Source organism: uncultured Shewanella sp., from assembly GCF_947495455.1.
Taxonomy (GTDB): Bacteria; Pseudomonadota; Gammaproteobacteria; order Enterobacterales; family Shewanellaceae; genus Shewanella.
Map to the genome: position 1 here is coordinate 1 of NZ_CANLZC010000128.1, position 14,039 is coordinate 14,039.

Genomic DNA, 14,039 nt, shown 5'->3' on the forward strand with positions numbered 1-14,039 from the left:
AGAGAAAGCCACAACTTAATATAACATCAGCCGAATTCAACGCGATGACAGTAATGCGTTAAACCGATCTGAGGTTACTTAAATTATCACCCGGTTTATTCTTTCTAGAAGTATGGAATTTGGAAGCAGCTGCTGAGTTATATAGTTCTGAAAAGCATAGTGTAAGAGGAAGCCGCCATCTTGAATCTCTTGGTGGTGCAGGTATAGATGCTTTTTTGGCTTTGGAGAGATTCGTAGCATTTATTGAAATGCAAAACAAACTGACCCGTGCAATTCAAACACCTGTTATTTCGATCGGTAAAGAGTGGATCATGGCAAACACCAAAACGGGGACAGTACTTAATCGTCTAGGTATCCAGTTAGTTGGGAAGATTTCAGTTGGTTATGCTTTAGGTGTTGTTTCTGGAGCCATTACTGTTGATATTTATATCAAAGATATGCTTAATGAGCTGGATCAAGGTGATACCGCTGCCGCCATAGCTAATGGCGTTGCGGCCTTCTTTGCATCAATTGCAACAGGAAGCTTGGCTTTAGGGTTAATTGGAATGGGTTTTGCTGGGCCTGTTGTTTTGGTACTGTTTTTATTGGGAGGAATAGCCGCTGGTGTTGCAGTTTGGCTCGATAGCAATGATATCGAGTTACTGCTCATTAATGGACCTTTGGGCCTAACACCCAATAAAGCTCGTTATGGGCACTTGCACCAAACTGATGAAGCTTACTATCGTTTAGTGAGTTATCTGAATCAGCCTAGACTAGAGCTTAAACAGCTATCCGATCAGGACTTAAGGCAATTACAACCTTTTTTAACAGAATCAGGTTTTAGTCAAGACAAAATTCCCAATCGTCAGATTAATGTTAATACCCAGTTCCCCAGCTGGTTTACTCTTAATGATTTTAGAGTGCGTGTGCGGCTGATAAAAGAAACTCGCCAGCAGTCAAATAAAACAGGAGAATTTTATTTGGTTAAAGTTGAAGAAGTAGCGAATTTTATTCCCTATTATCAACCAACATCACAAGGTTTAGATATTTTATTGCATAAACCCAGCGGTGGCATTCAAAAAGCAGGACTATTGGGTTCTGTGATCAGTGTGCAATATCGTGTACAGTTAAAGCTTCAAATGATAGCTATAGGTGCTCAAGAAAAGTCATGGATTTTTCCAGCCCCTGATATTGAAACTGCGGGTTCCTTCACTGAAGATTTTATTGATAGTGAGTTTGATAATTCAGATCAAGATTTTTGGTTATTCAAGGAGTGGGTTTGATAAATAATCATCCAATTATCAACATGATAAATTGTTAAAAATACACTTTAATTATAAAAATTAGATGGCATTTTCAAAGGGATAAATATGGGTAAAGTGAGTGCTAGAGAATATTATGCGAACTCAGCATACTCAAGTGAGATCTGGAAGCAACAGCCTCATAATAAAAAGCATGCACTGTCGGGAATGTTTGAAATGTCTTTCGGAGATATTAGGCAAGTTATCCCAAGTGGTTATATTCATGAAACACATGAAATCATTCATTCGGAAATGGATCCTGAAGAGGCCCATATTCCTTTTAGCTTTAACCATGAAAAGATCTGCATGGTAAAAGGGACCCGAGATGTTTTTGCTATTATTTGTACGCTAGGTGGAAACCTTTCTCTTATTGGAGGTGGAGTGTTTATTTTAGCGGGGCTTTTTGGAATGTTTTTGGATTATCCTGAAAGGCTGAAAGGCTGAAAGGCTGAAAGGCTCAATAGAGTTTACGCTTAATTATGGTGTATATGTTGTTTTAGCAGGCCTGTGCGGATTAGCGTTAACTAGATTGCCATTATTTATACGTAGAATAATTTTTGGGAGGGGAGTCAGGGATTTTGAGTTTAATCGCCGCACGGGCATGGTGACTCGCTGGAAGTATATCCCACTCACTGGCATTAAACGCCGTACTATCTCTAAGCCCTTTAGTGAATTTGTGCCTTATTTACAGCACTTAATGACTGGATCGGGGACAGGAGCTGGTTGGAGAATGGTTTTAATTCATAAGCATTCTCGCCGCTTACGTTTTGGTTCGTTTGGCATGATCAATCTCACTTCTCGGGGTGATGCTATGGCGTTTTGGGATTTCTTGCAATGTTATATGGATATCAGTCAACCGCTGCCCGACAGTCCCTTGCTGGAAGTTTATCGTCAGCAAGATCCTGTCACTTGCGAGCATGATAAACAAACTGGCCGTCCTGAGCGCTATTGGAGGGATATGAGTGCAGCTGATATGCAACAAAAAGCATTTGATATGAGTAACTGTATCTCCCGTCTTGCTGCGGGTGAAGAATAAAAGTGGTAAAAGTGGTAAAAGTGGTAAAAGTGGGGTCAGTGTAAACTTTTGAGGGCTCGAATATTGAATTTCTTTTGTATTTAAACCTTCTACCGAGTATTCATCGTGTGTTAATAAATCATAAGTCTTGATCTTAGCGTCGAGACTTATATTCTCTATGTGCCAGCCCACCCGCAGACGGGTAAAAAAGTCTGGTATGCATTTCTTCAAGAACCAAGAAGGCAAGAAGCCTTGAATAAAGTCAAAGAAGAACAAGCGCTAATGGCCAGCGCTGTCACTGAGGATAATGATCAAACCCTGCAAAACTTAAATAACTTAGGCTTATTGTCTAAGTTTCAAACATTGCCCCATGAGGCCTTTTTGCCACCAACGCAAAGAGATCAATATCTAGCCATGTTCTTTTTTCATACAGAGTTGAAGTTGAATACCAATAATAAACTCGATGAAAAGTCCCTCAATGATAAAGCCATGGCTTTTGGTTTTGCTTATTCGAATAAAATTGAGCGTTATATTAAACCTAGACTCGATTGCCTTGCTAAACCTTATTGGCCCATTTCAGATGAAGAATTGTCTCGTTGGACAACGGCGGCAAAATATGAGTTAGAAAAACAAGCCAAAGATAGGGTGTGCCAAGAGCTGACTCAATTTTTACAAAAAGAAATCATTGGGTTGCAAAAAATAGCTGAAAGTCAGGCGAAGAAATTTAAAACGGATGACAATACGCATTTTGTTTATGATAAAAAGCAGAACTTTTTTACCAGTGAGCGGCAAAAAAATATTGCTGATTCTATTAACTATTTAATAAAAAGACGCAAAAATTTATCCAATACAGATGATGATTATATTAAAAGAAGCCATAGCGAAGCGTTAAGTAGCCTGACTTCCATTTGGCATGCTGATATGTACAAAAAAGCGACCAATGCCAGTGAGATTTATTTCAAGGCAGTGCTTAAAAAGGTGAATAGCTTTGGTTTTGTAGTTAAAGAGCAGTGCTTGTCTTTGGCGCAGCTAGAAGGAGAGAATGAAGCCCATTATATGCCCAAAGGACTCAAATCCGGTTGGCGTGAAGCAGGCTGGTTTGGCGCGGCGGATGAGCTGACCTTTGAGCAAGTCACAGCTCTTTATGCGGGAGTGGGCGGCGATAAGCTGGATCCTAAGGTAAGCGAACAAGCCAGAATTCAATCTTTGTTGACCCAAAAAAGCCAATACAGTGTGCAGTGGGCCTATTACCCTACTAAAGCTTTGTTGGCGCTTATTGATCGTACGCTTAAAAAAGACTTGAATGCCCTTAAAGGCTTATTGGGTGAGCGCGGCGTGACTATGCCCGATTACTTTAAAAAAATCCTTTGGGTTAAAAAAGTCGCTTTGGCGCGTATCGAGTTTTTAAAGCAAAAAGCGCAGACTACAGCCAAAGAAGCCGCGGCTAACGTGTTATATTTGTCTCAATTTCATACCCCGTTGCCTAGCTATACTCTGTTGTGGAATGAAGACAAGTGGCAAACTCAGCCCAAAAAACTGGGAAAGTTTATTAATAAGGCAGGCTTGGCCGATGTGCAGCCGGTGGAGTGCTTTTTATTATCAGAAGAAGGTAAGGCCTGTTATTTACGTGGCCCTTGGTGGTACATGCCCAAGCCTTCATCAGGGGCAAGCGATCCTATGAGTGTGCTGGCCCTTAAACACGTTAAAGTGATCACTACTCAAGTGCCTGCGCCCAACGGTAATGGCCCTCAAGGGGGCGCGACCACCTTTGCTGGGCTGATGGAAGAAGTGAAAAAAGGCTCTGAGGCAACCTTGGGCATGAGTATCGCTCAGGTGATGTTCAAGCATGAGGGAGCGCTATGGCAAGATCAATACCATTACGAGAGCGGAATGGGTCAAGACGGTAACTCAGGTTATATCGCCAACGCTCAAGCCCAGTTTTTACGTTACACCTCTGAAACCACGGCCAATGTCGGCGTGCCTGCCGATAAAATCAGTGATCTCAGTGATCTGAGCGTGGATAAAGCTTTTTCCACGGGGGCTGAGGTGAAGTTGGGCTTAAACCTTTTAAGTGCTCAGCTAAGCTTTGAGGCTTGGCTGCCTTTAGCAACAGTCAATAACGGCTTAGCCAAGGAAAAAGATCCACAAAAAGCCAAAGTCACAGGATATCCCTTAGTATTGGATTATGTGACTCAAACCAACGAGGCGCAGCAATATTACGCGGGCGACATGTGCATGAAGATCAGCGCTAGCGTTTATGGCATGGCGGCGGCCAGCGTTAAGCTCAGTGGTGCCATAGAAGTAGGCCCGTCATCAGACAATGATGAAATTGGCGTCAAAGGACGCGCCTATAAAGTGAATGATCCCAATATATCACAGCGCAATATTCTAGAGGGGGGCAGTGTATTGCAGGGTGCGGGTCAAGTGGGGATCGGTGTTAATGCCTTTGTGGGTGTCGAGGCTGGAGGCAGCCTTAAAGGCGAAGTCTTTTGGCGGCCACCCTCAAGCCATAAAGTGGCGAGCACAGCCGTTAAGCAGCAAATGAGTGCCAATACTAATACCTTAGCGTCTTTGGGCAGCATTACTGCTCAAGCCTCTGCGAGCTTAGGTTATGGGGGCGATCTGGCCATTAAGCTGATCTATGACAAAGGCAAGTTAGTGCTGGTCACCGCGGCAAAACTCGTCTGCGGCCACGGCGTCGGCGGTAAAATTGCCGTTGCATTAAACCCTTATAATATTGATGCTTTTATCGGCAGCCTATTAAACTTGCTCAATAATAGCAACTTTAAATATTTACACCTCTTAGGTGATGAAAGGGGTGATGAAAAGGGGAATAAAGGTAGTGATGGTGATACCTTTGAGCAGTTGAATCAGGGCTTAACCTTGGCCGTATCCTTAGGTTTAAGCTATGCCGATGTGATGTTACTGCCTTTTGAGGTGTTGGCTGATTATAAAAAGACAGTGATGGAAGAGGAATATGCGCCTGTTATTGCTAAAAACATCATCGACCGCGATAGCTTGCAAGTGACTAAGGCTTGGATACAAAATTTACCGCCAGAAACTTTAGCGCCGTTACTCACTTGTTTAATTAACGCACAAGAGTACACACTAGCTGAAAGCATGAGTATTTCTTGGGAAAGCCTTAAAAACATGACGCCGCTATCAACGAAAGAAGCTAATAAACCGTCATATCAAACGGATCATGATAATAAAGCGCAATTAGAGGCGGTATTACAAATTCTGGCGTGGATCTCTCCAGTGAAATCCAGTGATGAGAAACAAAAGCAAAACAAGTGCAGCCAATTTGAAAAAACTCTGTATCGCATGGGTCGTAATACTGGTGCTTATGGGGTGAACTATCAGGATAAATGGCAACGCTTTATGGTGAACTGGTTGCAATTGGCTGAGTTTGTGAAATTGCATGCTGGTAATAACATAAATTTAAAAGAACAAGTGATATTTGAGTTTAATAATGCGATGGAGTCTCTTTGTCAAAACATGCGAGCCTTTAGCTATCAACAATTAAGTCATCAGCGTAACGATGGTACGGCTTTTAAAACAAATAAGACATGTTTCTTGGCTTATTACGCTGGCCCCGCGTTAACGGAAGAGCAGAAAACAGAAGTGGACATGGTAAAGCAAAAAATTAAACAACATCAAGCTCAGCCTTATATGTTTGAAATATAACAAGGCAAGCAATTAAGAGTGAATATAGGAATAATAATAAAACATGATTAAAAAGACCTTAAAAATAATAGGGGTAATTTTATTGCTGGCGCTAATGACCTTAGTGTATTTTCTGTTGCCTAATGAGGCAGAAAAGCTTCGCAGTGACAATAATGCTCTAGGTTATTTGGAATTATTGAAGAAAGCTAAAGTCAGTGAGCCTAACCCTAATGTCTACGCCTCTAGTCAAATCACCCCCGATAATTCACTTTTTGAAGGCGTGTTGGCGTTGCAACGGGGCCGCTATGGCATTGCCGAGCAAAAGCTAAAACCTTTGATGGAAGCTGGCGATATTGATGCCATGTACTGGTATGCTGAGACGATTTTAGGGTCTAGTGTGTATGCTACCGTTGAAGCGGCAGACTTATTTGTTAAGGCGGCAGAGTTAGGCAACCCTTATGCGGCATTACGATTAACGCCGGGTACAACAGACTGTAAACGTTACTTAGGTTACCGCTGCAGCGAGGAATGGGTGGAAAAAGGTGAAGTTTTACTCAAAGCGCGTGCCGAGCAAGGGGATGTCAAGGCGCAGTATTATGTGAATGTGATAAAAAATCCACGATCTAAAGACGATTATCAACGCAATATCGATTTAGTCACTCAAGCGGCTAATAATGGGTATTACATTCCCTTAGTCGATAACCTAAAACGCCTTGGTAATTATAAGTCATTGACTCAGGAGAAAAAACAAGCCTTAGTAGAGTTGTTGAAATTGGCGGCGAATAATAACTTTGTGCCAGCGATGGAGCATTTATATGATTACTACATTGATTTTATAGGCGATGAGACAGCATATACTTATTCGATAAAAGCGGCTCAATTAGGTTCGACAAATGCGATATGGGCTGTAGAAAATGTGAGTGTGAAACGTGCCAATGATAATTATAGGAAACCAATTGTAACTGCTTATCAATTTGCTTTAATTGAAAATGAGCTTGTTCCAGCTAAAAATATCATGGATAGAGTGGACTATATGATTAGAAAAAAAGCAGAACTGACAATTACAGAAGCAGAAAAGCAACAAGCCAGACTCGCCGCCGATGAGTTTATGAGTCAAATGACCCCAGTGATTTATATCGATGAATTACATCCACAACATGCTCGATTTGGGTTTTAGTTGGCTTCATTTTTTTATGATGTAGCGAATGTGAATTTAATCTCTTTTTATTTAGCGATGCAGTATTGTCTTTTTAGGCAATGCTGCGTTGTTATGGCCGAGGTATTGAAGAAAGAGTGAATCCCTTTGAGTGACAAAAAGGTACTGAGTGCTGATGCTTTTGCACTCTTGATTTACATCTAGCACTTTATCTCTGGCGACATTCCAGACGGTCATGTACTGGTAGGTGCTCAATTTCATGGGCAAGACTTTGGTATTGCGTCCAGCAGTAAAGGGGTGAAGAAGCTCAATAACGTCAAAGTGGATGGCATAGGCGAAAGCGCCGATAAATTAGCGGCGGCTAATCATAAACAAACCTTGATAAGCAAAAGCAATCTTGCCGCTAATGCTCACCCGTCAAGGCAGCCGCTGATCATCTTTACCGCCCCAGCGGACTCTGATGTGGCAAGAGTGTCTCAGCATAAAACAATCAAAGACATGCAAGTGGCGGGCAAGCTTGAATCTGGCCTGCAAAAGATCATGCCTGGCTTGTTGCTGCTTGAGCTATGGAATTTGCAAGGGGCAATAGAGGTTTATCAGGATGGAAAAGACGGGGCGAGACAAAATAGAGATTTAGCTTCATTGGTTGGTGCTGGTTTAGATACATTACTAACTTTTGAACAAGTGCTGGCTCTGATTAATCAAAAAAATAGACTGACGCGCATGTTAGCAGCTGATGCCATTCCAACAGGGAGAGCATTCTTGTTGGCTAATACTCGAACAGGTACTTTACTCAATCGTATTGCACTGAGTATGGCTCGCCGAGTGTCCGCTTCTTATGCACTAGGCGTGATATCAGGCGTGCTCACAGTTGGCGTCTATATTGCTGACATGATGCACGAATGGAATCGTGGTAATAAAGACAGCGCTATCGCCAACGGTGTGGCGGCCCTGTGTGCAGCAGGTTCTACAGGTGCTTTGATTGCGGGTGCATTTAGTGTTGGTCTTGCTATGCCTGTCTTTTGGGTATTGTTTGTCATTGGTGGCATTGCCGCAGGCCTCGCTGTCTGGCTCAGCAAAGATGATGTGGAGATGTTGCTCATCAATGGCCCATTGGGGTTAGAGCCTAATAAAAGCCTCTATGGGCATTTACATCAACCCAATGAGGCCTATTATCGTTTAGTGAGTTATTTAAATCAGCCGCAATTGGAACTGACTCAGCTATCGGATCACGACCTTAGCCAGTTGCAGCCGCTATTGCAGGAGCAAGGTATAAGCGCCCACCAAGTGGATCAGCCTAATCGCCGCATTAGCGTCAAGGCCCACTTTCCTAACTGGTTTAAGCCCAATGATTATCGCTTGCAAGTGCGCCTGATTAAAGAGACTAAATTACCTTTAGGGCCTAAGTCCCAATATATTCCTGCAATGAGAGAGGAAGTGGCGAATTTCACTCCTGTCTATCAGGAAACGGCGCTAGGCCTTGATATTCTGCTGCATAAACCAGTAGGAGGCCTTGAAAAGCAGCGTATCAACGGGGTGAAGAAAGATGCCATTATTAATTATCAATTACAACTCAAGCTGCAATTGATCGCACAAAAGAGCAATGATGATGCTTGGGTTTTCCCCGCTCCTAAAGTTGAAGATACCAGCGTGTTTAGCAACGCTGATTACACTCCAAATTTTGGCAATCAAGAACAAGCCTTTTGGCTCTATAAAGAGTGGGCTTAAAGGTGATGGGATTGATAATTAGGTCATTTCACTGAATAATATAAATAAAACAATAACTAAGAGATAATGATGGATAAAGTGGAAAATATCGAATCACAGCTCAAGCAGCAATCAGGGAAAACGGTGTCTGCACGAGAGTATTATGCTAGCACAGCTTATAGCAGCGAGATGTGGAAGCAACAGCCTCATAATAAAAAGCATACTTTTTCGGGTATGTTTGAGCTGGCGGTAAATGATATTCGTAATGTCATTCCCGATGGTTATTTAAATAATACCCATGAGATTATTCATTCTCCCGTGGATGAAGCTGAGCAAGCGGAGATCCCTTTTCGCTTCGATCATGAACAAATTTGTACAGTCAAAGGTACGCGAGATTTTTTCTCTATCATTTGTACTCTGGGCGGTTATATTACTCTGATAGGGGGGGGCTGTATGGTTTTAGGTGGATTATTTGGAATGTTTCTGGATTACCCTGATCCTGAAAGACTGAAAGACTGAAAGACTGAAAGACTGAAAGACTGAAAGACTGAAAGACTGAAAGACTGAAAGGCTCAAAGGATTTTGTTATTTATTTTGGTCTACTGCCTATGTTCATTGCGAGTGTGCTGATCGGCTTAACTAAACTGCCACTGGCTATCACTAAAATGATGTTTGGCACCTTAGTGCGGGATTTTGAGTTTAACCGCCGCACGGGCATGTTGACCCGCTGGAAATATATCCCCCTAACGGGTATTAAGCGCCGCACTATCTCTAAACCTTTCAGTGAGTTTGTGCCTTATGTGTACCAGCTAAGAACGGGCGCAGGCACAGGCGCGGGTTGGAATATGATCATGATGCACAAGGACTCTCGCCGCTTAAGCTTTGGTTCACATAATATGGTGAATGTCTCCTCTCACGGCGATGCCATGGCCTTTTGGGATTGTATTCAGTGCTACATGGACATCAGCCGCCCTTTGCCTGATATGCCGTTTTTAGAGATGCATAGACAAAAAGACCCTGTCACTCGTGAGCATGACAAACAAACTGGCCGCCCCGAGCGCTACTGGCGTGATATGACCCACGATGAAATCCAAGTCAAAGCCATGGAAATGCGCCAACGCATCGAACGCCTCGCCAAAGGCGAAGAATAAAAGTGGGGTCAGTGTAAACTTTTGACTGCTTATCAATTTGCTGTAATTGAAAATGAGCTTGTTCCAGCTAAAAATATCATGGATAGAGTGGATTATATGATTAGAAAAAAGCAGAATTGACAATTACAGAAGCAGAAAAGCAACAAGCTAGACTCGCTGCCGATGAATTTATCAGTAACATGACCCCAGTGATTTATATTGATGAGTTTCATACTGAATATGCTCGATTTGGGTTTTAGTTGGCTTTATTTTTTATGATTTAAAGTCTCAAAAATTTAAGCTCTTTTGATTTAGCGATGCAGTATTGTCTTTTTAGGCAATACTGTGTTGTTATGGCCGAGGTATTGAAGAAAGAGTGAATTCCTTTGAGCTGCAAAAAAGTGCTAAATGCAAAAATATTTGTTCTTTTTTCAACATCGGATACTGCTGCTTTTTGAAGTGTTAGCAATTAATAAGAGACAGTTATGACTAAAGCCACAAGCGTACCCGCTGGTTCTAATGCTAACGGTAGAGGTAATGTTGAGGGCAGGAATGAGCCACAGCTCTCGGCACGAGACTCTCATGTCAATAGCTATGCCAATACGGCATTCTTTTCAAAAGAAAAAGGTAGTGAGATGTGGAAGCAACAGCCTCATAATAAAAAGCATACTTTTTCAGGTATGTTTGAGCTGGCGGTAAATGATATTCGTAATGTCATTCCTGATGGCTATTTGAATGACGGCTATGAATTAGCGCACGCCGATTCCACTCCAGAAGAAGATGAAATTCCCTTTCGTTTCGATCATGAAAAAATTTGTATGGTTAAAAGCACGCGAGAATTTTTTGCCACGATTTGCACTTTAGGTGGCTATATCACTCTGATAGGGGGGGCTGTATGGTTTTAGGTGGATTATTTGGAATGTTTCTGGATTACCCTGATCCTGAAAGACTGAAAGACTGAAAGACTGAAAGACTGAAAGACTGAAAGACTGAAAGACTGAAAGACTGAAAGGCTCAAAGGAGTTTGTTATTTATTTTGGTCTATTGCCTATGCTTATTGCGAGTGTACTGATTGGCTTAACTAAATTGCCACTGGCGATTACTAAAATTATGTTTGGCACTTTAGTGCGGGATTTTGAATTTAATCGCCGCACAGGCATGTTGACTCGCTGGAAATATATTCCTTTAACGGGCATTAAGCGTCGCACTATCTCTAAGCCCTTCAGCGAATTTGTCCCTTATGTGTACCAGCTGAGAACGGGCACAGGCGCGGGCTGGAATATGATCATGATGCACAAGGATTCTCGCCGTTTAAGTTTTGGCTCACATAATATGGTGAATGTCTCCTCTCACGGCGATGCCATGGCCTTTTGGGATTTCATTCAGTGCTACATGGACATTAGCCGTCCTCTGCCTGACATGCCATTTTTAGAAATGCACAGGCAAAAAGAGCCTGTCACCCGTGAGCATGACAAACAAACTGGCCGCCCCGAGCGCTATTGGCGTGACATGACCCACGATGAAATCCAAGTCAAAGCCATGGAAATGCGTCAACGCATCGAACGCCTCGCCAAAGGTGAAGAATAAAAGCGGGATCAGGGTAAACTTTCTGAGAGCAAACTTTGTCTGAGCTTGGATATTTATCAAGATAACAAGCTGGTGTCGACTCTCAGTCAGATCACGCCACATCATTCACTGTTTAAAAGGAGGGTTGTCGTTGTGATGCCGAATATCAGACTTAGCCCTCAGGGTTAATGACCATATAAAAACTACCTGTAGAGTTTGAATTAGTACTTGCCGTGTCGCTGGTTGTTGCTTCGTCATTATTTTGAGTGCTTGCTGCAGCATAGCTTGCACCTCCACCGCCACCACTATAGTCGCTACCACTACCACCGCCACCATAGCCACCGCCACCACCTCCGCCGCTACAATCATCGTTTTCTTGAGCGCCATAGCCGTCATCAAAGACGGCTGAATCATCATTTATCCAATAGGCATCATCTATACATTGGCTTTTAGCATAGCCTCCAAAGCCATCTCCACCTGAATATGCGCCCGTTCCTCCAGTGCCTGAGGAGCCACCATAGCCACCAGCATCGGTTGTAGAACCGTCATCTATACTACTACCTTGGTTTCCGTCTTCAGAGGAGGCATCTTGAGTATCTGAAATGGCTATTCCGCCACTTCCTCCCGCCCCTCCGTTATAACTTGTCGAGCCATCACTACTGTAATAACCTGATCCACCTCCGCCTCCACCGCCAGCAATAAGGTAGTAAGATATTTCATCATCAGAGGCATCGCTTGTAGGATCAGCGCTCACTAAGAGGCTTGATGAACCTCCTACACCAGCATATGCATTGTCATTACCGCTTGTTGTACCTAAATAGTAATACAATGTGCTTTCCATATCTTCGGCTGTGACTATCATTTGTGCAAAGCCACCTTCGCCACCTTCGCCTCCAGAGTCATTAGAAGTTAAATCGTATCCTACTTTTCCACCAGAAGACAGCGTTGAATGATAGCTTTGGCCTGACACTCCAGAACTTCCTGCCGCTCCCCACATAAAAAGCCAAACAGGCGTTGAACTTGAATCGTAACTAATGTCAGTGAATCCTTCGTTTTCCATATAGGTTTTAATACTGTCAAACATATCGCTTCCAGAAAAGCTTGAAACTGATGAGTCCATAGTGCAAGTTACACGTCCATATTCAGTATCAGTGCTGGTTAAATCCTCCGTGTAGCCGCAGACCGCAACGCCGTCATCGTCACCGTCTTGATCGAAATCATCGTCATTTTCGTTTTTATTGTGATGTGAAATTAACATCAGTGCTGCATTTAAGCTAATCATTGCTTTATCGGTATGTTGATCTCCAGAACTGTTTTTAGCTGTGGCTGATACCAAGTAATCTGATGTGAGTGAGGTGAACTGAGCATCACTATTATGGGGAAAGATGTCAATTAAATGATCATCAAGGTTTTCGGTTAAAGTAACCGGACCATATACAATTTCATTTGAGGTGAGATCGGTAACAGTAAAAGTGATTGAGGTTAATTCACTTCCATCATGAGTGGTGGAGTCACTGGCATGAAATTCCAGTTTTCCTGGCATTATTGCGGACTCTTGTAATGATAATTGAGTTTGCACGTAACCTTGATTTTCACTTTCATTACAGGCACTTAAAATAGATAGAATGCTGATATAAGCGAAGGTTTTTACGTACAAAAGTTTCATTTACATGCCTTAATTGTTCACATTATGGGGATAGATTTAAGCTATTTGTTTGTCTCTTTTCTTAAAATATAGTCGGGTTTAATCGAATTGCCATCATTTGAAATGATAGGGTGATTTAGTTTCACTAGGTAGCAAAATAAGGGCATTATTGAATAATATTAGTGGTTTATTCTTGATAACTTTGAATATATCGATATAGGGTTTCATTTGCTTCAAGTGTGGTTGGCCATAGACGATTAATTAGATCGTAAAATGTAAACTAAGGTCATGGGCTAGCGCATAGAGTGTTATTGGTGTGATATGAGTAGGCAGCAAATGAAAAAGCACGCTTATGCCATGTTTGATCGGATTGAAAGCTTTACTTGAGACTTGTTGTAAATGTATGCGGATTAAAGGCCGAAAAAAATTTAAAAAATGCATTTCAGTTTTATGTTGAAGTGGTCGCTATAGTTATCCAGCGTTTTTTAGCTTTGACGTCAATTTTTGCTCATTTCTAATGGATAAGTTAGTGACAAAGCAAGTACAAGCACAGGGAGGTGTGGTAAAGACAAATCATTCATTCTTTATTAAACATACAATAGTAAACATAAAATACATAACATAAAAACATGAAGTTAAGGGCATTGGTTTTGAGCTAATGTCATGTCTTAAACAGGAAGTTATCAATGGAACCACAAATTACCCATTCCTTACCAGGCGATCGGTTTGAAGTCGTCACTATCGATTGTGGCACTCGTGCTTGGTCTTCCCGTAGCGACTTTTCTGTTTTAAGCAATTTGTATGGATAATAAACCCACATAATTACAAATTATTCCCAGTTTCGGGTAATGTGAGACCCAGGCTTTAGCTGCAA

Annotated in this window: 14 protein-coding genes; 12 read left to right on the top strand and 2 right to left on the bottom strand. The window is 42.1% G+C overall.

Annotated features, from left to right (window positions below; translation table 11 throughout):
* Positions 1-119 precede the first annotated feature (119 nt).
* The 5 genes from Q0791_RS22115 (at position 120) to Q0791_RS22135 (ending at position 7,138) form a co-directional block, all read left to right on the top strand.
* Positions 120-1,262, top strand: a complete 1,143-nt coding sequence (locus Q0791_RS22115) for a hypothetical protein (RefSeq protein ID WP_299011300.1) — start codon at positions 120-122, stop codon at positions 1,260-1,262.
* An 87-nt stretch (positions 1,263-1,349) separates the two neighbouring features.
* On the top strand, positions 1,350-1,724 hold the full coding sequence (locus Q0791_RS22120) for a hypothetical protein (RefSeq protein WP_299011302.1): 375 nt from the start codon (positions 1,350-1,352) through the stop codon (positions 1,722-1,724).
* An 85-nt stretch (positions 1,725-1,809) separates the two neighbouring features.
* Positions 1,810-2,316, top strand: coding sequence for a hypothetical protein (locus Q0791_RS22125; protein ID WP_299011304.1), 507 nt, complete (start codon positions 1,810-1,812; stop codon positions 2,314-2,316).
* Between the two features lie 231 nt (positions 2,317-2,547).
* Positions 2,548-5,982, top strand: a complete 3,435-nt coding sequence (locus Q0791_RS22130) for a hypothetical protein (RefSeq protein WP_299011306.1) — start codon at positions 2,548-2,550, stop codon at positions 5,980-5,982.
* A gap of 43 nt (positions 5,983-6,025) precedes the next feature.
* On the top strand, positions 6,026-7,138 hold the full coding sequence (locus Q0791_RS22135) for a hypothetical protein (RefSeq protein ID WP_299011308.1): 1,113 nt from the start codon (positions 6,026-6,028) through the stop codon (positions 7,136-7,138).
* A gap of 51 nt (positions 7,139-7,189) precedes the next feature.
* Here Q0791_RS22135 and Q0791_RS22140 read toward each other — a convergent pair whose 3' ends face one another.
* A complete protein-coding gene (locus Q0791_RS22140; RefSeq protein ID WP_299011309.1) occupies positions 7,190-7,378 on the bottom strand; it encodes a hypothetical protein in 189 nt (62 codons plus the stop codon).
* Between the two features lie 36 nt (positions 7,379-7,414).
* Between Q0791_RS22140 and Q0791_RS22145 the strand changes: the two genes are divergently transcribed.
* The 6 genes from Q0791_RS22145 (at position 7,415) to Q0791_RS22170 (ending at position 11,541) form a co-directional block, all read left to right on the top strand.
* Complete coding sequence (locus Q0791_RS22145; RefSeq protein ID WP_299011311.1) at positions 7,415-8,845, top strand: hypothetical protein; 1,431 nt, start codon at positions 7,415-7,417, stop codon at positions 8,843-8,845.
* A 66-nt stretch (positions 8,846-8,911) separates the two neighbouring features.
* Positions 8,912-9,343, top strand: a complete 432-nt coding sequence (locus Q0791_RS22150; protein ID WP_299011313.1) for a hypothetical protein — start codon at positions 8,912-8,914, stop codon at positions 9,341-9,343.
* An 89-nt stretch (positions 9,344-9,432) separates the two neighbouring features.
* Positions 9,433-9,975, top strand: coding sequence for a hypothetical protein (locus Q0791_RS22155; protein WP_299011315.1), 543 nt, complete (start codon positions 9,433-9,435; stop codon positions 9,973-9,975).
* 116 nt (positions 9,976-10,091) lie between these two features.
* On the top strand, positions 10,092-10,214 hold the full coding sequence (locus tag Q0791_RS22160; protein WP_299011317.1) for a hypothetical protein: 123 nt from the start codon (positions 10,092-10,094) through the stop codon (positions 10,212-10,214).
* A 225-nt stretch (positions 10,215-10,439) separates the two neighbouring features.
* Positions 10,440-10,859 (top strand): hypothetical protein, encoded by a 420-nt coding sequence (locus tag Q0791_RS22165; protein WP_299011318.1) that lies wholly within the window; start codon positions 10,440-10,442, stop codon positions 10,857-10,859.
* A gap of 145 nt (positions 10,860-11,004) precedes the next feature.
* Positions 11,005-11,541, top strand: a complete 537-nt coding sequence (locus tag Q0791_RS22170; protein WP_299011319.1) for a hypothetical protein — start codon at positions 11,005-11,007, stop codon at positions 11,539-11,541.
* Between the two features lie 151 nt (positions 11,542-11,692).
* Here Q0791_RS22170 and Q0791_RS22175 read toward each other — a convergent pair whose 3' ends face one another.
* Entirely contained in the window at positions 11,693-13,186 is a 1,494-nt protein-coding gene (locus tag Q0791_RS22175) for a hypothetical protein (RefSeq protein ID WP_299011320.1), read from the bottom strand.
* 665 nt (positions 13,187-13,851) lie between these two features.
* Here Q0791_RS22175 and Q0791_RS22180 point away from each other — a divergent pair.
* Positions 13,852-13,974, top strand: coding sequence for a hypothetical protein (locus Q0791_RS22180; protein ID WP_299011321.1), 123 nt, complete (start codon positions 13,852-13,854; stop codon positions 13,972-13,974).
* Positions 13,975-14,039 lie beyond the last annotated feature (65 nt).

Bases quoted from the DNA above. Each gene is read 5' to 3' on its own strand.
- Q0791_RS22120 (WP_299011302.1), top strand. From the start codon at position 1,350: ATGGGTAAAGTGAGTGCTAGAGAATATTATGCGAACTCAGCATACTCA.
- Q0791_RS22135 (WP_299011308.1), top strand. From the start codon at position 6,026: ATGATTAAAAAGACCTTAAAAATAATAGGGGTAATTTTATTGCTGGCG.
- Q0791_RS22140 (WP_299011309.1), bottom strand. From the start codon at position 7,378: ATGAAATTGAGCACCTACCAGTACATGACCGTCTGGAATGTCGCCAGA.
- Q0791_RS22150 (WP_299011313.1), top strand. From the start codon at position 8,912: ATGATGGATAAAGTGGAAAATATCGAATCACAGCTCAAGCAGCAATCA.
- Q0791_RS22155 (WP_299011315.1), top strand. From the start codon at position 9,433: ATGTTCATTGCGAGTGTGCTGATCGGCTTAACTAAACTGCCACTGGCT.
- Q0791_RS22165 (WP_299011318.1), top strand. From the start codon at position 10,440: ATGACTAAAGCCACAAGCGTACCCGCTGGTTCTAATGCTAACGGTAGA.
- Q0791_RS22170 (WP_299011319.1), top strand. From the start codon at position 11,005: ATGCTTATTGCGAGTGTACTGATTGGCTTAACTAAATTGCCACTGGCG.
- Q0791_RS22175 (WP_299011320.1), bottom strand. From the start codon at position 13,186: ATGAAACTTTTGTACGTAAAAACCTTCGCTTATATCAGCATTCTATCT.
- Q0791_RS22180 (WP_299011321.1), top strand. From the start codon at position 13,852: ATGGAACCACAAATTACCCATTCCTTACCAGGCGATCGGTTTGAAGTC.